A 20775-nucleotide genomic window follows, 5' to 3' on the forward strand; every position below is an offset into this window, starting at 1 on the left:
TATGCGATATATCGTCATTTTAAATCACGTCGCAATAACACGCTGGATGCCGGCCGCCGAAACAAAAAGCACTAGTTCTGCTGATTCCATTTTATCCCATCCATGTTTTTCTCGTATGCCGTTCACTCTGCCACCGCAACTCATTGCAGGCGGGCATTAATGAACCAAGACTTTCACCTAATCCTCCCGCGCCAACTGCTGACGTACCCCATCAAATCAGTTACAATTACAGGCTGTTTTGTGGTGGGCCGCCGTCTTGACGCGCAGCCAAAAAAACCACCTTTGAATCCCGCAGGGGCATGGCATACGGCCCCTCGTTCGTCATTAAGGTAACCCGGTGAATATTCAGGTTCTTCTTTCAGATAAAGTCAGCCAGGCGCTGATTGCCGCAGGCGCGCCAGCCGATTGCGAAGCACAGGTCCGTCAATCAGCAAAAGCGCAGTTCGGTGATTATCAGGCCAATGGCGTGATGTCCGTCGCCAAAAAACTCGGCATGCCGCCGCGCCAGCTGGCGGAAAAAGTGGTGCAACTGCTTGACCTCGGCGACGTCGCCAGCAAAGTGGAAATCGCCGGCCCCGGCTTTATCAATATTTTCCTGAACAGCCAATGGGTTGCCCAGCAAGCCGATCGCGTGCTGAGCGCGCCAAAACTGGATATTGCGCCGGTCAAGCAACAGACCATCGTTATTGACTACTCTGCCCCCAACGTGGCGAAAGAAATGCACGTCGGCCACCTGCGATCCACCATTATCGGTGACGCCGCCGCACGTACCCAGGAGTTCCTGGGCCACAAGGTGATCCGCGCTAACCACGTTGGCGACTGGGGCACCCAGTTCGGCATGTTAATCGCCTATCTGGAAAAAATGCAGAACGAGAACGCCAGCGATATGGGTCTGTCCGACCTGGAACAGTTCTACCGCGAAGCGAAGAAACACTATGACGAAGACGCCGATTTTGCCGAGCGCGCTCGCGCCTATGTGGTGAAGTTGCAAGGCGGCGACCAGTACTGTCTGAAGATGTGGCGCAAGCTGGTCGACATTACCATGGCACAAAACCAGCTGACCTATAACCGTCTGAACGTCACCCTGACCGAAGACGACGTGATGGGTGAAAGCCTGTACAACGCGATGCTGCCGGGGATTGTTGCCGATCTCAAGGCCAAGGGTCTGGCGGTGGAAAGCGAAGGCGCCACCGTGGTATTCCTCGATGAATACAAGAATAAAGACGGCGAGCCGATGGGCGTCATCATCCAGAAAAAGGATGGTGGCTACCTGTACACCACTACCGATATTGCCTGTGCCAAATACCGTTATGAAACGCTGGGCGCCGATCGTGTGCTGTATTACATCGACTCGCGTCAGCACCAGCACCTGATGCAAGCCTGGACCATCGTGCGTAAGGCCGGCTATATCCCGGACTCGCTGTCGCTGGAACACCACATGTTCGGCATGATGCTGGGTAAAGACGGCAAGCCGTTCAAAACCCGCTCAGGCGGCACGGTGAAACTGTCCGATCTGCTGGATGAAGCGGTGGATCGCGCCGGTAAACTGATCGCCGAGAAAAACCCGGATATGCCGGCAGAAGAAATGCAAAGCCTGGCCAATGCCGTTGGCATCGGTGCGGTGAAATACGCCGACCTGTCAAAAAGCCGGACTACCGATTACATCTTCGACTGGGATAACATGCTGGCGTTTGAAGGCAATACCGCACCTTATATGCAGTATGCCTATACCCGCGTTGCCTCGGTGTTCAAACGCGCCGGTGTCGATGAAAGCAACCTGACCCTGCCACTGGTGATGACCGAAGAGCGTGAAATCACCCTGGCAACCCGTCTGCTGCAGTTTGAAGAAGTGATCACCACAGTAGCGCGCGAAGGCACCCCACACGTGATGTGTAGCTACCTGTATGACCTCGCGGGCCTGTTCTCCGGCTTCTACGAGCACTGCCAGATCCTCAATGCAGACAGCGAAGAAGCGCGTCAGAGCCGCCTGAAACTGTCACTGTTGACCGCCAAAACGTTGAAGGCCGGTCTGGACACGCTGGGCATCGAAACCGTCGAACGTATGTAACCTCTCGGGGTTGAATACGAAAAAGGGTCGCCACGGCGACCCTTCAGACGACTGACAAAGCCCGTTATTAGGGAGAGAGTGCCGAAGGGGTCGTAGCGGCTTGCCCGCCGGAGTGCCCCTCGGTGCGCTAGGCCCGAGTATCTCGGATTCAAAGACAACGTTGTCATCAAACTCAAGGGTCGCCACGGCGACCCTTATTTATGCTTTGGCAACGGCAATATCCGTTTATGCCACCCGGCGTGCAAAGTCGCGTGGCCGGAAGCCCAATCCAGCCAATACGCCAAAGTAAGCCACCACGCCGGTGACCACCACGACCGCCAGTCGTAGCAGGCGCTCCAGCATATTGCCCTGATCCCAGGCAGGCATTAGCCACATCACACCGACCAGCACCACCGACATCACCATCACCGCAATCACCAGCTTGGTCAGGAACATCGCCCAACCCGGCTGCGGGTGGAAAATCTTCTGCTTACGCAACTGCCAGTACAACAGCGAAGCGTTAAGGCAGGCCCCGAGACCAATCGACAGCGAAAGTCCGGCATGTTTCAGCGGGCCGATAAACATCAGGTTCATCACCTGGGTCAAAATCAGCGTGATAATGGCAATTTTAACCGGTGTTTTAATGTCCTGACGCGAATAGAACCCTGGCGCCAACACCTTCACCACGATCAACCCCATCAGCCCGACCGAATAGGCCACCAGCGCACGCTGAGTCATGGCGGCATCAAAGGCACTGAACTTGCCATACTGGAACAACGAAACGGTCAACGGCTTGGCCAGGATCCCCAGTGCGATAGCACTCGGCAGCGCCAGCAGGAAGCACAGACGCAGCCCCCAGTCCATCAGTCGGGAATATTCGTCGTGGTTACCGCTGGAGAAACTTTTTGCCAGCGACGGCAACAAAATGGTGCCCAATGCCACACCCAACACCCCGGAAGGGAACTCCATCAGACGGTCGGCATAGTACATCCAGGAAACCGATCCCGAGACCAGAAACGAGGCGAAAATGGTATTGATAATCAGTGAAATCTGGCTAACCGAAACGCCAAAAATCGCCGGCCCCATCTGACGCATCACGCGCCATACGCCGGCATCACCAAGTTTGATGCGCGGCAGCACCAGCATGCCAATCTTCTTCAAATGCGGCAGTTGATAACCCAGTTGCAGTACCCCACCGACCACCACCGCCCAGGCCAGCGCCATCACCGGTGGATTGAAGTAAGGCGCGGCAAACAGCGCAAAACCGATCATGCTGACGTTTAGCAGCGTCGGCGCGAACGCCGGGATTGAAAAACGGTTCCAGGTATTGAGGATCGAGCCGACCAGCGAGGCCAGCGAAATCAGCAGAATGTAGGGAAAGGTCACGCGGAGCAGCGACGACGTCAGAGCAAACTTGTCCGGCGAATCGGCAAAACCCGGTGCGGTAATATAGATAACCCAGGGGGCGGCCAGCATCCCCAACACCGTGACCAACGCTAGTATCAGCGTTAACAGACCAGAAACGTAGGAGATAAAGGTACGCGTCGCCTCTTCACCCTGCTGGCTTTTATATTCGGCCAGGATCGGCACAAAGGCTTGAGAAAATGCGCCCTCGGCAAAAATACGCCGCAGCAGGTTAGGCAGTTTGAACGCCACGAAAAAGGCATCTGTTGCCATTCCGGCGCCAAACACCCGCGCCACGATAGCGTCACGGGCAAAGCCCAGCACCCGCGAAAACATCGTCATAGAGCTGACGGCGGCCAACGATTTTAGTAGGTTCATGTGGTTTTTCTGATGTGCCCTGTAAATGTCGACGCCTGCATCAGCAGGCGTCAGTAAAACTATCGGCTAAGTTTACCCATCCACGGCAGAATAGCTACCGCCATATGTTACATGGAGTTACCTTATAAACCGGCATCGCGCAGCAGTTTTTCAATCACCCTTTGAGCAGCAATTGCCTGCTCTCCGGCGGTTTCCGGCACCGTCTGGTTGCTGACACAAGCAAGGAAATGGCGGATTGCACCGTCAAAACCGCGCTGTGCCAGGGTGGTCTGCCAGCCTGGCGTCGGTTGCTCCAGCACGCCTTGTGAGTCTTCTCGCAGCCACTGGCGCATATCGCTCAGCTGATAGACCGCGCCGTCGGTGACTGCCTGCACGCTTTCGCGCTGGCTGCCGGCCCGGCGATGCATACTGGTCGTCACCAGCGTTTCGCCGCACTCAAAATGATGCTCGGCATACATCAACTCACCGGCCGCCGTGGCTCGCAGGCTACCGCTGAGTAATTTCCCCTCATCGCCGCCCAGCCACAGCGCGGTATCCACCACATGCAGATAATCGTCCAGCAGGGTAAAGCGCAGGCTGTTTGGCCCGACGCTGTCGGCGCGGTGTTTGTCCATGCGAATCGATGCCGGTTGCTGCATCTGTTGCTTCAACTGACGATATAACGGCGCAAAGCGACGGTTAAAACCCACCATCAGCGTTTTGCCCTGCTTTTCAGCCAGCGCGATTAACTGCTCGCCTTGTTCAACCGTCTCCGCCAACGGCTTGTCGACATAGACGTGAACGCCGTAGCGCAGTAATTCGCCGATCACCTGAAAATGGCTGGCGGTACTGCTGTGGACGAAAACGGCATCGCATTGCTGAGCCAAAGTATCCAGCCCCGAAAAACAGGCCATCCGATAGCTGTCGCAAATCGGCTGCGCCTTTTGCTGGTTAGGAGAAAAACCGCCGACCAGCGTCCAGTCCGCCGCCTGACTGAGGATCGGCAAATAGGCTTTTTGCGCAATGCCGCCCAACCCCACGACGCCAACGCGTAATTTAGTCATGCGTCCCCCGCTCCAATAACGCCTGCAGTTGTTGTTTAAGCTGCGCGACTTCGTTTTCCAATACGCTCACGCGCTGGCTCAATTCAGTGTCATTTTCCAATGCGGCTTCTGCCGGTGCCTCGTCAATCTGGCCGCAGAACAAATGCATAAATCGGCTTTCACGCTTGCCTGGCTCACGCGCCAAACGCACCACAAAAGGCCCATCCTCACGGGCGCTCAGATTCGTCAGCACCTGCTCGACTTCGCTGACATCATTGAACTCATGCATGCGGTTGGTGCGGGTGCGCAGTTCACCGGGGGTTTGCGCGCCACGAAGCAACAGGGTGGCAACCACCGCTACCTCGGCAGCAGACAGTTTTAGCTGACCGAACTCCGAATTACAGAAGCGGTGCTCATATTTGACCACTCGATTGCCGAAGCCGCTGAGGGTGCGCAGAAAATGTTTCTTTAGCAACAGGTCGAGAATTTGCTGCACTTCGCTTTCCGTCAGTTCCATCACCGGCTCGCGGTTGGTTTTCTGGTTGCAGGCAAGCTGGATGCCATTGAGAGAAAGGGGATACTGGTCCGGGGTAGTGACCTGCTTTTCCAGCAGGCAGCCAATCACCCTGGCTTCTTTAGCGCTTAATTCATATTTCATTTTCTGGCCTCAGCGTGGCGGTAGCCATTCTTTATTGGTTAATGCCGTCAGTACGTGATCCTGCCACTGCCCGTCGATCAGCAGATAGTCCTTGGCATAACCTTCACGTTCAAATCCCAGGCGGGTCAACAACGCGCCGCTGCGCTGATTGTGCGGCATATAGTTGGCCATAATGCGATGCATTCGCTGCTGACGCAGCATATAGCGGATTGCGGACTGCAGCGCTTCATACATCAGCCCTTGCCCCTGCCATTTTTCGGCCAATGAATAACCGAGGAAACAGGCATGGAAAGAACCGCGCAGCACATTGCTGAAGTTCGCCACGCCCTGCACTTCATGTTCTTCCGGATCGAGCAGGATAAAATAGTAGGCGCTGCCCTGCTTTTGCATTTCGGTAATCATCCCCAGCCGTGCCTGCCAGCCGGAAGGATAACAATGGCTTTCATCCCGGACCGGTTCCCAGGGCTTAAGAAAGGCTCGGTTTTCGGCATAGTATTCCGCCAGCCGGTAGGCATCGCGTTCATGAACTAAACGGACAACCAGCCGGTCGGTGGTGAGGCGTACTTTTGGTGATGCAGAGCGATAGCCAAACATCATTTCCCCCGCGGTCAGAACGGTTCGATAAGAAGTATTTATTGGGCGCATGTCTGGATATTCATCCTGCGACGAACCTATCCTGGGCCATTATTTTTTAAACAGCGGCGCAGAACCGCACTTACCCTCATTTAATATAACCGTAGCCTGCCCCGGAGGTAAAATCCCGGCAGCTCAGTAAATAAGCGATTAACCATTTTACGGCTATTTTCGTGCTGTTTTGCCGTGCAGGTAACGTATTGACGATAAAAAAATATTATCTTCCTCGCCCCTATCGGCAATCCGGGAATGGGTACAAACTAGAGCGGTCGCACTCCTCTCCCCCTTAATTGCTCGTGGTGAAGCATGTCTCTGGTATCGCAAGCTCGGAGCTTGGGTAAGTATTTTCTATTACTCGATAACCTGTTAGTGGTTTTAGGCTTTTTTGTAGTCTTTCCACTTATTTCGATTCGCTTTGTCGATCAGCTTGGCTGGGCGGCCGTGGTGGTCGGTGCCGCACTGGGTTTACGGCAATTAATCCAACAGGGATTGGGCATTTTTGGCGGAGCAATCGCCGACCGATTTGGTGCCAAACCGATGATTGTCACTGGCATGCTGATGCGCGCGGCCGGTTTCGCCACCATGGCAATGGCCGATCAGCCCTGGCTGCTGTGGTTCTCCTGCGCCCTTTCCGCCCTCGGTGGCACCTTGTTTGACCCACCGCGCACCGCGCTGGTGATTAAGCTCACCCGTCCGCATGAGCGCGGCCGTTTTTACTCTCTGTTAATGATGCAGGACAGTGCCGGGGCGGTGATTGGCGCCCTGATCGGCAGTTGGCTGCTGCAATATGATTTCCACTTCGTTTGCTGGGTCGGCGCGGGCATTTTCGTGTTGGCCGCGGGTTGGAACGCCTGGCTGCTGCCGGCATACCGTATTTCTACCGTCCGCACCCCAATGAAGGAAGGCATGATGCGCGTACTGCGCGACCGCCGCTTCCTGACCTACGTGCTGACGCTGACCGGCTACTACATGCTGTCGGTACAGGTGATGCTGATGCTGCCGATCGTGGTCAATGAAATCGCCGGTTCACCCACGGCGGTAAAATGGATGTATGCCATCGAAGCCGCGCTGTCGCTGTCACTGCTGTATCCACTGGCTCGCTGGAGCGAAAAACGTTTTCGGCTGGAGCAACGCTTGATGGCCGGCCTGCTGCTGATGACCCTCAGCCTGATGCCGGTTGGGCTGGCAACCAGCCTGCAGGGCGTCTTTACCCTGATCTGCTGTTTCTATCTCGGTTCCATCATCGCCGAACCGGCGCGTGAAACCCTCAGCGCCTCGCTGGCCGATCCCCGCGCACGCGGCAGTTACATGGGGTTCAGCCGCCTGGGGCTGGCATTGGGCGGCGCACTGGGTTACACCGGTGGCGGCTGGATGTACGACACCGGCCACTCGCTGAACATGCCGGAACTGCCGTGGATACTGCTGGGTATCGTAGGCTTTATTACCCTGTTTGCACTTTACTGGCAGTTCAACCCGCGCAGCAGCGCACCGGCAGTTGCCCCCGGCGGCTAATTTTTTCTCTAAGTTGCCAGAAAATCAGCCGAATTTCCCATAGCTGCTATCCTGATAGTAAAAACATAAACAGGAGAAGTTGGCGATGACCGATGAATCAAAATTACCGCAGTTACTGGAGCACATGGTACTGAACCTGCGCATGCTGTACGCGCGCTCAACTCTGGTAGAAAAAGCACTGGCCCATATCATTGCTGGAGATGCCAGCCTGAAGAGCGACATCATCAAACAGTTGCAGATAGTCAACGCCAGCAACGAACGGGATAAAATCGATCTGGAAGAGGCGCGTATCCACCTGATAGAAGTGATCAATTCCGTTCCAACCAAAAAATAACGCCTGCTTTGGCCCGCGTACTTTGCGCGGGCCATTCAACAATAACGCACCTTCCAACAAGAACTCTTCGCGACAGCCTCAGTATGCTGTGATAACTATTGCTGTTAAAACCTGACAACCGGAGCAAGCATGAAACTGTTTATCTACGATCATTGCCCATTCTGCGTTAAAGCCCGTATGATTTTTGGCCTGAAAAATCTGCCCGTCCGCCTGGTCACTCTGCTCAACGATGATGAAGCGACGCCGATCGGCATGATTGGCAAGAAAATGGCCCCCATTCTGCAAAAAGACGACGGCAGTTACCTGCCGGAAAGCATGGATATCGTGCATTACGTCGACCAACTCGACGGTAACCCCCTGCTGACCGGTAAAACCAACCCGGCGATCGCCGAATGGCTACAACGGGTTGGTAGCTACAGCCTCAATTTGCTGCTGCCACGCTTCGCCAACGCGGATTTCGAAGAGTTCGCCACAGCAGCAGCGCGCCAGTATTTTACCGACAAAAAGCAGGCTTCAATCGGTGACTTCTCCACACACCTTGCCGACAGCGCCGATCTGATCGCACAACTGGAAGCCGATCTCCAGGTGCTTTCCGGGCTGATAGCCGCCCCTGATGCCGTGAACGGTACCCTGTCGGAAGACGATATTCACCTGTTCCCACTGCTGCGTTCGCTGTCGATCGTCGCCGGGCTTACGCTGCCGGATAACATTGAAGCCTATCGTAACCGGATGGCACAGCGCAGTGATATTCCACTGCTGTTCGATATGGAACAGTGATCCTCCGCAATAAGGATATAGCGCGCAAATGTTGAAAATGGTGCTGGTTACCGCCCGCGATCGGGCGAGGCTGAAAGAAATATCCGCGGTGCTGATCCGCTACGGCCTGCAGGATGTCATTCGCCTGCTGGGCCTGAGCACCCTGCTAAGCGGCGGTGAAGGCGGCGGTGAAACGCAAGATAACCAAACCTTGCCACAACGCTTGCGTGCCGCACTGGAAGCGCTGGGGCCAACCTTTGTTAAATTCGGCCAGATCCTGGCTACCCGCTCAGACCTGTTGGACTCAAGCTGGACCGACGAACTGGATCGCCTGCACAGCCAGGCGACAACCCTGGCCTGGAGCGAACTGGCACCGCAGATTACCGCCGATTTGGGCGGTGACCCACACCACCTGTTCGCCGAGTTTGATCAAGCCCCACTGGCCGCCGCATCGATGGCACAGATTTATCGCGCCCGTTTGCACAGCGGTGAAGCCGTGGTGATCAAGGTATTACGCCCTGGGCTGGCAAAAACCATTCACGCCGATTTGCGCCTGCTGGCCTATCTGGCAGAAACCGTGGAACAACAAAGCCCGGCGCTGGCCCGCTACCGGCCGCGTCAGATGGTACGAGCGCTGGCAACCGCGCTTAATCATGAGCTGGACCTGACTCACGAAGGCAATAACTGTGAACGGGTGGCTCAGCAATTTGCTCAACAGCCCGAGGTAGTAATACCGAAAATTTACTGGCAATGGTCGTCAAAACGCCTGCTGGTGCAGGAGTTTCTGCCCGGCATCGCGCCGGAAAATCCACAGCAATTGGCAACCGCCGGTTTTGATGGCCCACTTCTCGCACAGCGCGGCGCACAGGCCTTTATGAAAATGGTGCTGGAGCACCGGCTTTATCACGCCGATCCGCACCCGGGTAATCTGATGGCGCTGGCGGATAATCGCGTCGGCTTTATCGATTTCGGTATGGTCGGCCAACTTTCCGAACGGCGGCGTAATCAGTTACTGCTGTTGCTGCAGGCGATTGCCGAGCGGGAGTCCGGCGGTATCGTCAATACCTTGATCGCCTGGTCGGACAGCGATCCTTTGGATCTGCTGGATTTGGAACTGGCGGCGCAAAACTTTCTCGATAAGCAGGCTTCGGCAACCCTGACGCTGGGTAAGGCATTGACCGATCTGCTGGTGATGGCGCGTGAACATCAGTTGGCGCTGCCACCGGATCTGGTGTTGCTGTTCAAGGCGTTAATCACCGCAGACGGCGTGTTGCACCGGTTGGATCCCAATTTCGACATTATTGCCACCCTGAAACCCATGCTGCAACAGGTGATGCTGCAGCGTTACACCCCTGAGGCTGTGCGTCGGCGGATGCTGGCGCTAGGCGGTGAAGCGCTGGATGCGGGCGAAGAACTTCCGCAGACCCTGCGTCTGCTGATGCGCCGACTAAAACGCGGGCAAATCAGCGCCGATATCAACCTCAAGAACATCAGTCAGTTAAGCAAGGCGCTGGAACGTGCTGCCGTCACGCTGGCCATTGCCATAGTGACCGCCGCCTTCACGCTGGGCCTGGCGCCCTATCTGATGCAATCCTCGGTGCGGTTGTGGGGCATTCCGCTGTTTCCGGCACTGGGCGGGTTAGCCTGTCTGGGGGGAGTATTATTGCTGGCATTGCGTTTGCGGCGCTGAACAGTTTCGGCGTTATCCGATAGGTCATGACAAGTTTTCCGCGCATTATCAATATTATCCCATGTTCTGGAAGGGTCGCGGTATACTGCGGCCATGTCAATCGGGGCAGATAGCTACGCCCCCAACACGTGAGTACTTATGAAAAAGATCCTAATGGGTGTGGCAGCCCTGGCATTTGTTGGCGCATTGGTCGGCTGCAACCAACTGACCCAATACACACTTAGCGAGCAGGAAGTGAACGACTACCTGCAAAAGCATAACGATTACCAGAAGCAGATCGGCGTGCCGGGATTACTGGACGCCAATATCGTGCTGACGCAGTTGCAGAGCCAAATCGGCCGCAGTGAACCTGGCAAGGTCACCCTTTCCGGCGATGCGAAAGTGAACATTACCTCGATCCTTGGCCCGCAGACAGCGGATCTGAAGCTGACGCTGAAGGCACAGCCGGTCTATGACCGCGAGCAAGGCGCGGTATTCCTGAAGGATATGGAATTGACCGACTATAGCGTGCAGCCAGAGAAAATGCAGACGGTGATGAAGGCGCTGACGCCTTACCTGAACCAGTCGCTGAAATCCTACTTTGACCAAAAGCCGGCCTACGTGCTGAACCCGGATAACAGTAAAACCGAGGCGATGGCCAAGAAACTGGCGAAAGGACTGGAAGTGAAACCGGGTGAATTAGTGATCCCGTTCACCGACTAAGGCCGACGGTTTAAAACAAAAAGCCCGCTGATTAGGCGGGCTGAGTTTTTTCAGTTGGGCAAGCTATACGCAACACCGCCTGAAATTTATGTAATTACTGTGGTTCGCTGTAGGTAATCTTACCGGCGTTACAGTCCAGGATCACGTGATAGGTTTTATCCTGTTTGGTACCGCGAACCGTCAAAGGGACCTGCCAGACGGCATCTTTACCGGTAATGGCTTCCGGGCTGATCCAGGCGATCGGGGTGGCCGTGCCCAGCAGTTTTTTATCCGATTCCCAGCGTGTGATACGGTTTTGCAGAAAATCGCGTTTCACCTGAGCGGCAACGTCTGCCGGTTGCAGACCCGCGCATTGCGCGACTTTGGCGCTACGTTGCTCCTGTGCCTGCACCGAGGTGGTTAACCCCGCCATGGCCAACAGCGCTACCGCCAAACTCAGTCCCGTTGTTTTCATATTCCCTCCAGTTGTGATTAACGCTATCCGCAGGCATTGGCCCTTGGCTCACAACTGGTCTGGCGACAGATCAGCGTTTGGCGAAGGTGATGACAAACAGCTCATCCAGCCCCGGATAGATTTCCTTGATCACCTGCTTCAGTTCGCTGAGCGACATGTTTTCCTGCCGGGCATGCTGCTCGGTTAACCCGTCCAGGCGCACCGGCGTGACTGACAGCACTTCAATCTGGCAGAAAAAGACGTTGTCTTCATTGCGGCTAACGCGCAATACCTCACCGGGTTGAAAGTGGGATTCACTGGCATCCCGAATGGTAATGGTCTTGCGCCCGGCCAAAATATCTTGCTCAAAGCGGCTGAAGAAAGTTATTTCACGGCTCATTCTAGATCCTTTTTCATCACATTGCCGCAACATAAGTCATTATGCTGCCTGCTTTTCTGACGCAGATCCCTCTTTAGTGGTAGCGACAGGTTTTTCCGTTTTCACTTTGGCGGATTTCTTAGGCGCTTCTGTCGGCCCAGCGCCGCGCAGAATTTGCCCCAGCACGTCTTTATTCTCCGCCAGGAAGAAGCTCAGCCCTTCACGCTGCTCATCATCCAGGGTCAGGGGTGACTGCTGCAGCCATTCACCGAGGCTATCTGCCAGATCCAGCATTTTGTCGTAAGCGTCGGCTTCTTTCTTGGTTGCGAAAGTCATCTTTTCCTCACCGTTTCTCACCACCACATATTTAACTTCAACGGCCATGTGTGCATTCCTCAAAGGTTAGAATACTGTATTTTTATACAGTATAAGGTGATTTTACGCAGGGATGCAAGCGCACCCCTGACGCGACTTATTTCAACAACCGCACCTTGCAGTTCTTACCCTTGATTTTGCCCTGCTGAAGCTGTTGCAGTGCCTTGCGGGCGCTTTCCTTGCGGATCGCCACATAGGCATGTACCGGGAACATGTCGATCTTGCCCACTTCCGCCGCCGTCAGCCCGGCATCGCCGGTCAATGCGCCGAGAATGTCGCCTGGACGGATTTTGGCCTTGCGACCACCGTCGATGCACAGGGTGACCATTTCGGCTTCCAGCGTGGTATTCCCCGCCCCGCTCAGCTCAGATACCGGCGCCCACTTAACCTTGGTTTGCAAATAGTCTTCAATGGCATGCGCGCGCGTCATTTCCTGCGGTGTACACAGGCTGATCGCCTTGCCGCTCAAACCGGCACGGCCGGTACGGCCAATTCGGTGAACGTGCACTTCCGGATCAAATGCCAGCTCGTAGTTGACTACCAGCTCCAGCTCTTTGATATCCAGGCCGCGCGCAGCGACGTCGGTTGCCACCAGCACCCGGCAACTGCGGTTGGCAAAACGCACCAGCACCTGGTCACGATCGCGCTGTTCCAGATCTCCATGCAGCGCCAGCACGTTGATGCCGCGAGACTCCAGCGCTTCATACACGCTTTGACAGTCGCGCTTGGTGTTGCAGAACACCACGCAGGAAGAAGGTTGGTAATGGCGGATTGCCGAAACCAGCACCGCCGGACGCTGATCGCGGGTGGTTTCATAGAAGCGTTGTTCGATGGTGGTTTGTTCTTCACCGTCGTCCACTTCCACATTTAACGGGCTGCGCTGCACGCGGGCGCTGATGCGTTCGATACCGCTCGGATAGGTTGCCGAGAACAGCAGCGTTTGGCGCTGCGGCGGCGTGTAACTGATCACGTCATCGATGTCATCGGCGAAACCCATATCCAACATGCGGTCAGCTTCGTCCAGCACCAGCACTTTCAGTTCATCCAGTACCAGCGTTTTCTTGCGCAGGTGTTCCTGAATGCGCCCCGGCGTCCCCACCACGATATGGGGGGCATGTACCAGCGAGTCAAGCTGTGGCCCCATCGGCTGGCCGCCGCACAGGGTCAAAATTTTAATGTTCTGGGTGAAACGCGCCAAACGGCGCAATTCTTTGCTCACCTGGTCAGCCAGCTCACGCGTTGGGCACAGGATCAGCGCCTGCGCGGCCACCTGAGCTACGTTAATTTTGTCCAGCAGACCGATGCCGAACGCCGCCGTTTTACCGCTGCCGGTTTTTGCTTTGGCACGTACGTCCTGCCCATTCAGGATGGCGGGCAGTGCGGCGGCCTGCACCGGTGTCATTTCGGCATACCCCAGTTCGTTGAGGTTGGCCAACTGTTCGGCTGGCAGCGGCAGGGAAGAAAAAGATACTGTGCTCACGGCGATAACTCTTTATGGCAAATGGAATGGCGGCGCGCTCAGGGCAGCACCGAATCAGCCGCAGATGATAACAGAGATAGGGTGGATTACGGATTTCACGCATAAAAAAAGCCGCCAACTGCGGCTTTTGGCCACCACATCGGCAGTTCAATAGCCTCCGGCTGCATACGCAAACGTTTTCGTATATACTGCCGTGCCATTATCCGACCGCATTACACTCCACAGATCCAGGTACGAGACTATGTTAACTATTGGAACCGCCCTGCGCCCGTCCGCCACCCGCGTTATGTTGCTCGGCTCCGGCGAGCTGGGTAAAGAAGTTGCTATCGAATGCCAGCGTTTGGGCCTCGAAGTGATCGCCGTAGATCGCTATGCCGATGCCCCTGCCATGCATGTGGCGCACCGCAGCCACGTGATTAACATGCTCGATGGCAACGCGCTGAAGGCCGTGATTGAGCAGGAACGTCCTGACTATATCGTGCCGGAGATCGAGGCCATCGCCACCAGCATGCTGGTTGAACTGGAACAGCAAGGACACCGCGTGGTGCCCTGCGCCGAGGCAACTCGCCTGACGATGAACCGCGAAGGCATCCGCCGTCTGGCGGCGGAAACCCTTGGCCTGCCGACCTCCAGTTACCGTTTTGCCGACGGCGAAACCGCTTTCCGCCAGGCGGTCGACGAAATTGGCTACCCGTGCATTATCAAGCCGGTGATGAGCTCTTCCGGCAAGGGCCAAAGTCTGATCCGCAGCCCGGAACAGTTGAAAACCGCCTGGGATTATGCCCAGCAAGGCGGTCGTGCCGGTGGTGGCCGGGTGATTGTTGAAGGGCTGGTAAAATTTGATTTTGAAATCACCCTGCTGACCATCAGCGCTGTCGACGGTGTGCATTTCTGTGCGCCGATCGGCCATCGCCAGGAGGACGGCGATTACCGCGAATCGTGGCAACCACAGCAGATGAGTGACCTGGCGCTAAGCCGCGCACAGGCGATTGCAGAAAATGTGGTGAAGGCGCTGGGCGGTTTTGGCCTGTTCGGCGTTGAATTGTTTGTTTGTGGCGATGAAGTGATCTTCAGCGAGGTTTCACCGCGCCCGCACGATACCGGCATGGTGACTCTGATTTCACAAGATCTGTCCGAATTTGCGCTACACGTTCGCGCTTTCCTCGGTCTGCCGATTGGCGCCATTCGCCAGTTTGGCCCTTCTGCTTCGGCGGTGATCCTGCCACAGCTAATCAGCAGTGACCTGCGCTTTAGTGGGCTGGATCGCGCGCTGGTCGGCCACAATCAACTGCGTTTGTTCGGCAAGCCGGAAATTAACGGTCAACGTCGGATGGGGGTCGCGCTGGCTACGGCAGAAAATGTAGCGCTGGCGGTGGAATCGGCCAAACGGGCCGCAGCTGCGGTGGTGATTGAAGGTTAATGCTTTGGGGCCGGTTTGCCGGCCCCGACAACATCAATAGTTTTCGTCTTCTTCCGAGTCGTCATCAGCCTGGTCATCCGGCCGTTCCTGATACTCTTCATCGTCGTCTTCGTCATCAAACATGACGCTAACCTGATCACCCTGATGTTTTTCGCGGATTTCCTGCGCGACGCGCGCGATGGCTTCACCACTGCTCATGCCTTGTTCCATCAACAGATGGATACGATCTGCAGCTTCCTGCTGCTCTAGATGACTCAGTGACGGCATACCTGCAAGCATGTGTTTCTCTCCGGCAAAATGGAGGCTGAGTATACGCCTTAAACCGACGGATCCCAACGTCTGTTATTCGGCCGCCGGCAGTGAACAAGGATCGCCATGTCGCCACTGCTTCAGGCGGTGAAGCCAGAGAATAACGTGCCATCCCTGTTTGAGGCCGCGCGCGTTATCAACCATCGCCCGATCGATGCCAAGCCGAAAGAACTCATCGGTGATACGGCACTGGGCCGCCAACTCGGGCTCACGACGGATGCTGTGGCAAATGCCCAAGGCTTCACGGGTAATCTGCCAGTGGAAAGCCGGGCGGATGGCAATTTTATCGGCATAACGCCGATTCAACGCCACCAGCATGGCTACAATTTTCATGTAATGGCGCTGATACTCGACGTTTGCCTTGCCCGTACGGCGGCGGTTACTGATCGACTGGCCGTGCACCCGTTGGCGATACAGCGCTTTGCCAAGGTATTTCACCCGCTGGGCATTAAACATCACCTCAGTAGTCCAGGGAATATCCTGATGGTGCAAACCCGGTTCGAAATACAACCGGTGCTGCTTAATAAAATCAAGACGATATACCGCCAGCCAGACCACATGAATAAACTTTCTTGATTCTAACGCACGCTCCAGCCATTGCACGCCGCTAATAACATCGGTATCACCTAATCGCTTTAGCGGAATAATCGGCTGCAATTCATCCTGGTCGGTGAAATAACGTTCACCGTTACACTGCATGACATCCAATTGGTTTTGTTCGGCTAATTCAATCAGCGTTGAATACATTTCCGGAGCCAGTAAGTCATCGGCATCGGGGAATGCCACATATTTCCCCCTGGCAACCGCCAACCCAGCATTACGGGCGCAGGACACCCCCGCATTAAGCTGATCAATCACGGTAATATGCGTGTATTGCTGCGCATAGCGGTGGGCGATATCACCCGAGCCGTCGGTGGAACCATCATTAACGATGATCACTTCCAACCGACGTTCGTTCTGGGCCAGCAGTGATGCCAGAAACGGCTCAAACAGTTCGCCCACGTTGTGCAACGGGACAATAACACTCAGCATTAGGGGCATAGGCAGCTCTTCGCAAAAAGTAACGAATGAATATTTCTATTTTTTAAAAATATCAGGGTGCAATTAAATAAGGCATTGGCCCATCGACTCTGCCGGGGCACAAATGTGTCTTGTTATCATTTATATTTTAAGATCTGCGCTTTCACAGACGAGTGATAACAAGAAAAAACAATAACCGAATGAAACTAATAATGAAGTTTAGAATTTGAAAACATCGAGTCCGAGAATTATCTCAACCCTTCACTGGTGTAGTTTTTAACATATTGGATTATAGTCAAAGTCGCAAAAAATGCTTCATTTGCGAAAATGTTTAATCATCGTTTATACGGAGTGTGCTTATGCGCCTGATGCCAGAGCATGCGTCAGCCGGTTGAATATGGCAGAATAGCCGTCAGAAACCGCCGCCCCATCAGTCAGGTTTATTGAGGCCCATGAGCGCAACCGCACCGAATATTAAGTCTTTACCCTACACCCGCACCGCCCTGCTGGAGCTGTTTGCCCCACTGGCCTCACAGCCTTGGGCGATGTTGCTACATTCCGGTTTTGCCGAACACTCACATAACCGTTTCGATATTCTGGTGGCGCAACCCTGTGCAACCCTGAGCACTCGTGGCCCCATTACCGAGATACGTCGCGGTGAAGAGCATTGGACGTCGCCGGAAGATCCTTTCCGCCTGATACAACAGCAGCTGGAACAGCTGAACCTGCACCCGCAGGTGGATGCCTGTTTGCCGTTCCAGGGCGGCGCCCTCGGGTTGTTCGGTTACGATTTGGGTCGTCGGGTAGAAAAACTGCCTCAATGGGCACAGGCAGATATCACGCTGCCGGATATGGCGATCGGTATTTACGACTGGGCGGTGATAGCCGATCACCACCAACAAACGCTGACGTTACTCAGCTATGGTGATGGGGAACAGCGCTGGCAGTGGCTCCGCAATCAGCAGCCTGCAGCCCGGCCTGCATTTGCCCTGACCAGCCCCTGGCAGGCCAATATGACGCGCCGGCAGTACGGTGAAAAGTTCCAGCGTATTCAGCATTACCTGCGCAGTGGCGACTGTTATCAAATCAATCTGGCGCAACGTTTTGCTGCCGATTATCAGGGCGATGAATGGCAAGCCTTTCAGCAATTGAGCGCCAGCAATCGCGCCCCCTTCTCTGCCTTCCTGCGTCTGCCGGATAACGCCGTGCTGAGCGTTTCACCCGAGCGCTTTTTGTGGCTGGAAAACCAACATATTCAGACCCGCCCGATCAAAGGTACCCTGCCGCGGCTGGCCGATGCCGATCAGGATGCGCAGCAGGCACAACGCTTGGCAAACTCCAGCAAAGACCGTGCGGAGAACCTGATGATTGTCGATTTACTGCGCAATGATATCGGCCGAGTTGCCGAACCGGGCAGCGTGCAGGTTCCCGAACTGTTTGTGGTCGAACCCTTCCCGGCGGTACACCATCTGGTCAGCACCATCACCGCCACCCTGCCGCTACGCACTCCGGCGACCGAGCTGCTGCGCGCCAGCTTCCCGGGCGGTTCCATTACCGGGGCGCCCAAGGTGCGAGCGATGGAAATTATTGAAGAGCTGGAGCCGCAGCGACGAAACGCCTACTGCGGCAGCATCGGGTATATCAGCGCCTGCGGCACCATGGACACCAACATCACTATCCGCACCCTGATCACCGAAAACGGCCGCATTTACTGTTCCGCCGGTGGCGGCATCGTTGCCGACAGTCAGGAACAGGCGGAATATCAGGAAACCTTTGATAAAGTCGGCCGCATTCTGCCGCAACTGGGGGAGTTTATCGCTTCATGAACCCACCGACTTATCCCACCTCGCTGGCAGCCTTTATCAGCCGCTTTCAGCTGCAACTGCCACAGGCATCGCAGATTTCACATAACGTTCGGCCCGCAGCGGTGCTGATCCCGATTATCTGCCGCCCCGAACCTACCCTGTTGTTGACCCGCCGCGCCGATTCACTGCGCAAGCATCCGGGCCAGGTGGCATTTCCGGGGGGTAAAACCGATGCTGAAGACGCCTCGGCGATTATCACCGCCCTGCGTGAAGCTCAGGAGGAAGTGGCTATCCCACCTCAGGCCGTGACCATTCTGGGTCAACTGGCCCCCCTCGACAGCAGCACCGGTTTTCAGGTGACCCCGGTGGTTGGCTTGATCTCACCCGACGTGCAATTTTTCGCCAATGAAGACGAAGTGGCCGAGGTTTTTGAAATGCCGCTGCACGAAGCGCTGACGCTTTCGCGCTATTATCCGTTGGATATTCACCGCGCCGGTCATTCACACCGTATTTATCTGTCCTGGTATCAGAGCCAATTTGTCTGGGGAATGACCGCCGCCATCATTCGACGACTGGCACAGCAGGTCAGCATTTAACGCCAATAATGTGATGCCCATCACAAGCCAAACGGTTACCTGCGCAACAGGCGTGGGTAAAGCGATCGGCATCACTTCATTGGTTTGCTTTTTAAACTACCTTTCTGGCTATCAGAGTTTTAAAAAAACTGTAAACCCTCTCTTCAACCTTACGAAATACCTGTAAAATACCGCAGTCCGGAATAAACCACTATTTCAGCAGGGTTTAAGCCGGCCGCGTTCAGCAGCGGAAGCTGGCGCGATTGCCATTAACCGAGTTTAGGCAACGGATGTTCCACGAACGGCCGAATGCCTGCGGCAATCAGTAAAAAACTAACACCAAGGATTATTTAATTTCATGCGAAAAAGGCAGCCAAACCCGTGCGGCCCTTTTACAATATCGCTGTTCCCTGCTCGGTTTTTAACCGCTGCAGCCATAACAATATGCCTCTAAGGAGTTTTAGCGTGATTAGCGTTTTCGACATGTTTAAGATCGGCATCGGCCCGTCCAGCTCTCATACGGTTGGACCGATGAAAGCCGGCAAACAGTTTGTCGACGATCTGGTAAATCAAGGCCTGATGCCTTCTATCACGCGTGTTGCCGTAGATGTTTACGGCTCACTCTCATTGACCGGTAAAGGTCACCATACCGATATCGCTATCATCCTCGGCCTGGCGGGCAATATGCCCGACACCGTTGATATCGATAGCATCCCGGGCTTTATTCGCGATGTAGAACAACGTCAACGCCTGATGCTGGCCAACGGCTCGCATGAGGTTGATTTCCCGCGTGACGGCGGCATGGTTTTCCGCAGCGACAATTTGCCGCTGCATGAGAACGGTATGCAGATCCACGCCTTCGCCGGGGATAAACAAGTTTACAGCAAGACTTACTACTCACTCGGCGGCGGTTTTATCGTCGACGAAGAGAACTTCGGTAAAGCCGACGCGCACGAGCTGAGCGTCCCTTATCCGTTCAGTTTTGCCCGTGATATTCTCGCCCACTGCCGTGATACCGGACTGTCGTTTTCCGGCCTGGTGATGCAGAACGAACTGGCGCTGCACAGCAAGCAGGATATCGAGACCTACTTCGGTAATATCTGGCAGACCATGCGTGCCTGTATCGATCGTGGCCTGAATACCGAGGGCGTACTGCCGGGGCCACTGCGTGTGCCACGCCGTGCCTCCGCGCTGCGTCGCATGCTGGTGTCTTCCGACAAACTGTCCAACGATCCGATGAACGTGATTGACTGGGTCAACATGTTCGCATTGGCGGTCAACGAAGAGAACGCGGCCGGCGGCCGAGTCGTCACCGCACCGACCAACGGCGCCTGTGGCATCGTCCCTGCCGTACTGGCTTACTATGACCACTTTATTGAATCCGTCAGCCCGGATATTTATATCCGTTACTTTATGGCTGCGGGCGCAGTAGGCGCATTGTACAAGATGAACGCCTCTATCTCCGGCGCCGAAGTGGGTTGTCAGGGTGAAGTGGGCGTGGCCTGTTCAATGGCCGCGGCCGGCCTGGCCGAACTGCTGGGCGCCAGCCCGGAGCAGGTTTGCATCGCGGCAGAGATCGGCATGGAGCACAACCTGGGGCTGACCTGTGACCCGGTTGCCGGTCAGGTTCAGGTTCCTTGCATTGAACGTAACGCCATTGCTTCCGTGAAGGCGATCAACTCGGCGCGTATGGCATTGCGTCGTACCAGTGAACCACGTGTCTCGCTGGATAAGGTCATCGAAACCATGTACGAAACCGGTAAAGACATGAACGCCAAATATCGCGAAACTTCTCGCGGTGGTCTGGCGATCAAAGTGCAGTGTGACTGACCCTCTAACCCCG

General features: G+C 55.4%; 20 protein-coding genes. 10 read left to right on the forward strand and 10 right to left on the reverse strand.

The features are described 5' to 3' along the window. Nucleotides 1-337: 337 nt before the first annotated feature. Nucleotides 338-2068 (forward strand): arginine--tRNA ligase, encoded by a 1731-nt coding sequence (argS, locus tag SERS4_RS0114975; RefSeq protein WP_017893095.1) that lies wholly within the window; start codon nt 338-340, stop codon nt 2066-2068. Nucleotides 2069-2293: 225 nt separating this feature from the next. On the opposite strand, the gene murJ is transcribed toward argS, so the two are convergent. The 4 genes from murJ to rimJ all read right to left on the reverse strand — a co-directional run bounded on the left by murJ (nt 2294) and on the right by rimJ (nt 6103). Continuing rightward, complete coding sequence (gene murJ / locus SERS4_RS0114980) at nt 2294-3829, reverse strand: murein biosynthesis integral membrane protein MurJ (RefSeq protein WP_012145516.1); 1536 nt, start codon at nt 3827-3829, stop codon at nt 2294-2296. Nucleotides 3830-3951: 122 nt separating this feature from the next. Beyond that, nucleotides 3952-4872 (reverse strand): Gfo/Idh/MocA family protein, encoded by a 921-nt coding sequence (locus SERS4_RS0114985; RefSeq protein WP_017893096.1) that lies wholly within the window; start codon nt 4870-4872, stop codon nt 3952-3954. Continuing rightward, nucleotides 4865-5509, reverse strand: a complete 645-nt coding sequence (locus SERS4_RS0114990; protein ID WP_017893097.1) for a YceH family protein — start codon at nt 5507-5509, stop codon at nt 4865-4867. The genes SERS4_RS0114985 and SERS4_RS0114990 overlap by 8 nt, the downstream gene beginning before the upstream one ends. 9 nt (nt 5510-5518) lie before the next feature. Then, entirely contained in the window at nt 5519-6103 is a 585-nt protein-coding gene (gene rimJ, locus SERS4_RS0114995) for a ribosomal protein S5-alanine N-acetyltransferase (protein WP_012145519.1), read from the reverse strand. Between the two features lie 345 nt (nt 6104-6448). Between rimJ and mdtH the strand changes: the two genes are divergently transcribed. From mdtH to SERS4_RS0115020, 5 genes are all read left to right on the forward strand, one after another. After that, entirely contained in the window at nt 6449-7654 is a 1206-nt protein-coding gene (gene mdtH, locus SERS4_RS0115000; protein ID WP_017893099.1) for a multidrug efflux MFS transporter MdtH, read from the forward strand. Nucleotides 7655-7739: 85 nt separating this feature from the next. After that, nucleotides 7740-7988, forward strand: coding sequence for a hypothetical protein (locus tag SERS4_RS0115005; protein ID WP_017893100.1), 249 nt, complete (start codon nt 7740-7742; stop codon nt 7986-7988). 129 nt (nt 7989-8117) lie between these two features. After that, a complete protein-coding gene (gene grxB, locus SERS4_RS0115010; RefSeq protein WP_012145522.1) occupies nt 8118-8765 on the forward strand; it encodes a glutaredoxin 2 in 648 nt (215 codons plus the stop codon). A 28-nt stretch (nt 8766-8793) separates the two neighbouring features. Next, on the forward strand, nt 8794-10434 hold the full coding sequence (locus tag SERS4_RS0115015; RefSeq protein WP_017893101.1) for an AarF/ABC1/UbiB kinase family protein: 1641 nt from the start codon (nt 8794-8796) through the stop codon (nt 10432-10434). A gap of 138 nt (nt 10435-10572) precedes the next feature. Then, nucleotides 10573-11136 (forward strand): lipoprotein, encoded by a 564-nt coding sequence (locus tag SERS4_RS0115020; protein ID WP_012145524.1) that lies wholly within the window; start codon nt 10573-10575, stop codon nt 11134-11136. A gap of 94 nt (nt 11137-11230) precedes the next feature. Here SERS4_RS0115020 and yebF read toward each other — a convergent pair whose 3' ends face one another. The 4 genes from yebF to dbpA all read right to left on the reverse strand — a co-directional run bounded on the left by yebF (nt 11231) and on the right by dbpA (nt 13803). Next, on the reverse strand, nt 11231-11590 hold the full coding sequence (yebF, locus tag SERS4_RS0115025; RefSeq protein WP_012145525.1) for a protein YebF: 360 nt from the start codon (nt 11588-11590) through the stop codon (nt 11231-11233). Nucleotides 11591-11660: 70 nt separating this feature from the next. Then, the gene (gene yqfB / locus SERS4_RS0115030) at nt 11661-11969 is read right to left on the reverse strand and encodes a N(4)-acetylcytidine aminohydrolase (protein ID WP_017893103.1); all 309 of its coding nucleotides are present in this window, start codon (nt 11967-11969) and stop codon (nt 11661-11663) included. Between the two features lie 39 nt (nt 11970-12008). Then, nucleotides 12009-12332, reverse strand: a complete 324-nt coding sequence (locus tag SERS4_RS0115035) for a YebG family protein (RefSeq protein ID WP_017893104.1) — start codon at nt 12330-12332, stop codon at nt 12009-12011. An 88-nt stretch (nt 12333-12420) separates the two neighbouring features. Then, nucleotides 12421-13803, reverse strand: coding sequence for an ATP-dependent RNA helicase DbpA (gene dbpA, locus SERS4_RS0115040; RefSeq protein WP_012145528.1), 1383 nt, complete (start codon nt 13801-13803; stop codon nt 12421-12423). Nucleotides 13804-14044: 241 nt separating this feature from the next. On the opposite strand from dbpA, the gene purT reads away from it, so the two are divergent. Beyond that, nucleotides 14045-15223 carry a formate-dependent phosphoribosylglycinamide formyltransferase gene (gene purT / locus SERS4_RS0115050; RefSeq protein ID WP_017893106.1) on the forward strand — a complete coding sequence of 393 codons (1179 nt, stop codon included), beginning with the start codon at nt 14045-14047 and terminating at the stop codon, nt 15221-15223. A gap of 33 nt (nt 15224-15256) precedes the next feature. Here purT and SERS4_RS0115055 read toward each other — a convergent pair whose 3' ends face one another. After that, nucleotides 15257-15502: a YoaH family protein gene (locus tag SERS4_RS0115055; protein WP_012145530.1), complete on the reverse strand. Its 246-nt coding sequence runs from the start codon at nt 15500-15502 to the stop codon at nt 15257-15259. Nucleotides 15503-15565: 63 nt separating this feature from the next. After that, on the reverse strand, nt 15566-16573 hold the full coding sequence (locus tag SERS4_RS0115060; RefSeq protein ID WP_026142410.1) for a glycosyltransferase: 1008 nt from the start codon (nt 16571-16573) through the stop codon (nt 15566-15568). A gap of 431 nt (nt 16574-17004) precedes the next feature. On the opposite strand from SERS4_RS0115060, the gene pabB reads away from it, so the two are divergent. From pabB to sdaA, 3 genes are all read left to right on the forward strand, one after another. Continuing rightward, nucleotides 17005-18378 (forward strand): aminodeoxychorismate synthase component 1, encoded by a 1374-nt coding sequence (pabB, locus tag SERS4_RS0115065; RefSeq protein WP_017893108.1) that lies wholly within the window; start codon nt 17005-17007, stop codon nt 18376-18378. Then, nucleotides 18375-18953, forward strand: a complete 579-nt coding sequence (locus SERS4_RS0115070) for a CoA pyrophosphatase (protein ID WP_012145533.1) — start codon at nt 18375-18377, stop codon at nt 18951-18953. Before pabB ends, SERS4_RS0115070 begins: the two co-directional genes overlap by 4 nt. Before the next feature lie 444 nt (nt 18954-19397). Beyond that, nucleotides 19398-20762: an L-serine ammonia-lyase gene (gene sdaA / locus SERS4_RS0115075; protein WP_017893109.1), complete on the forward strand. Its 1365-nt coding sequence runs from the start codon at nt 19398-19400 to the stop codon at nt 20760-20762. Nucleotides 20763-20775 lie beyond the last annotated feature (13 nt).

The organism is Serratia sp. S4 (genome assembly GCF_000347995.1).
Classification (GTDB): domain Bacteria; phylum Pseudomonadota; class Gammaproteobacteria; order Enterobacterales; family Enterobacteriaceae; genus Serratia; species Serratia quinivorans.

Coding starts and splice junctions, on each gene's coding strand:
- SERS4_RS0114985 (WP_017893096.1), bottom strand. CDS start 4,872: ATGACTAAATTACGCGTTGGCGTCGTGGGGTTGGGCGGCATTGCGCAA.
- SERS4_RS0115060 (WP_026142410.1), bottom strand. CDS start 16,573: ATGCCCCTAATGCTGAGTGTTATTGTCCCGTTGCACAACGTGGGCGAA.
- yqfB (WP_017893103.1), bottom strand. CDS start 11,969: ATGAGCCGTGAAATAACTTTCTTCAGCCGCTTTGAGCAAGATATTTTG.
- grxB (WP_012145522.1), top strand. CDS start 8,118: ATGAAACTGTTTATCTACGATCATTGCCCATTCTGCGTTAAAGCCCGT.
- SERS4_RS0115035 (WP_017893104.1), bottom strand. CDS start 12,332: ATGGCCGTTGAAGTTAAATATGTGGTGGTGAGAAACGGTGAGGAAAAG.
- SERS4_RS0114990 (WP_017893097.1), bottom strand. CDS start 5,509: ATGAAATATGAATTAAGCGCTAAAGAAGCCAGGGTGATTGGCTGCCTG.
- rimJ (WP_012145519.1), bottom strand. CDS start 6,103: ATGTTTGGCTATCGCTCTGCATCACCAAAAGTACGCCTCACCACCGAC.
- purT (WP_017893106.1), top strand. CDS start 14,045: ATGTTAACTATTGGAACCGCCCTGCGCCCGTCCGCCACCCGCGTTATG.
- SERS4_RS0115005 (WP_017893100.1), top strand. CDS start 7,740: ATGACCGATGAATCAAAATTACCGCAGTTACTGGAGCACATGGTACTG.
- SERS4_RS0115070 (WP_012145533.1), top strand. CDS start 18,375: ATGAACCCACCGACTTATCCCACCTCGCTGGCAGCCTTTATCAGCCGC.
- mdtH (WP_017893099.1), top strand. CDS start 6,449: ATGTCTCTGGTATCGCAAGCTCGGAGCTTGGGTAAGTATTTTCTATTA.
- SERS4_RS0115015 (WP_017893101.1), top strand. CDS start 8,794: ATGTTGAAAATGGTGCTGGTTACCGCCCGCGATCGGGCGAGGCTGAAA.
- pabB (WP_017893108.1), top strand. CDS start 17,005: ATGAGCGCAACCGCACCGAATATTAAGTCTTTACCCTACACCCGCACC.
- murJ (WP_012145516.1), bottom strand. CDS start 3,829: ATGAACCTACTAAAATCGTTGGCCGCCGTCAGCTCTATGACGATGTTT.
- SERS4_RS0115055 (WP_012145530.1), bottom strand. CDS start 15,502: ATGCTTGCAGGTATGCCGTCACTGAGTCATCTAGAGCAGCAGGAAGCT.
- yebF (WP_012145525.1), bottom strand. CDS start 11,590: ATGAAAACAACGGGACTGAGTTTGGCGGTAGCGCTGTTGGCCATGGCG.
- SERS4_RS0115020 (WP_012145524.1), top strand. CDS start 10,573: ATGAAAAAGATCCTAATGGGTGTGGCAGCCCTGGCATTTGTTGGCGCA.